At 39.8% G+C, this 722-nt stretch carries 1 protein-coding gene; it reads right to left on the reverse strand.

Annotation, left to right across the window (positions count from 1 at the left end; all coding sequences use genetic code 11):
• Positions 1-614: replisome organizer (locus KGF70_RS17005; protein ID WP_253955639.1), on the reverse strand; the 614-nt coding region annotated here is incomplete at its 3' end.
• Positions 615-722 lie beyond the last annotated feature (108 nt).

Consider the following 722-nt stretch of genomic DNA (forward strand, 5'->3'; position numbering starts at 1 on the left):
TCAGAAACGCGTTCGATTCGGCCCTGCCAGTCAGAAGGAAACTCCGATTTGAGTTTCTCCAATTGTTCATCCGTCAGTAAGACATTCTGGTATTGTCCATATTTGTGTCGTGTTGGTTTGGCTTTGCCTGGATTGGGCTTACCTGGTTCTATATACTTACCTTTACTAACCTTACCTAACCTATCCTTACCTAACCTAACCTCGGTATGACAATTGCCTACCAAGTGTCCGTCATTTGGTTGACCGTTGGTTGACACTTGACTACCGAAAGGTAATTTACTATAACTAGCGTCTTCATTTAGCTCTAATTGTTTAAGCTCACTAGTATATTTCGTGGGGTGCTTACGATCTGATCGGATGTAATTATGAATATGCCAATCTTTAATCACAGTGACGCCATTCTCAAACGGAATAAGATACTGCTTGGCTAACAAAATTTTCAAATCATCGTCACTTGAACCAGTCATCCGCATAATGGATTTTGTATTACCCACAAACCCATCATCATCAGCATGCATATTCAAATGAAAATATAGTAGCTGAGCTGACTTAGGCATGTCCATAAATAAATCAGAATCCGTGATCGTATTACTAAACATTCTCCTTTGTGCCATCTTTTAATCCTCCCTTATTTACTAGTAGGCATTCCACCCACCCGGTGTATTAGTCACTGCTGTATTTTTTAGTGCAAGCCAATTCGTTTTAGTGTTTCCTAAATCACT

Origin of the sequence: Lactiplantibacillus sp. 7.2.4 (assembly GCF_018991185.1) — a bacterium.
GTDB lineage: Bacteria > Bacillota > Bacilli > Lactobacillales > Lactobacillaceae > Lactiplantibacillus > Lactiplantibacillus pentosus.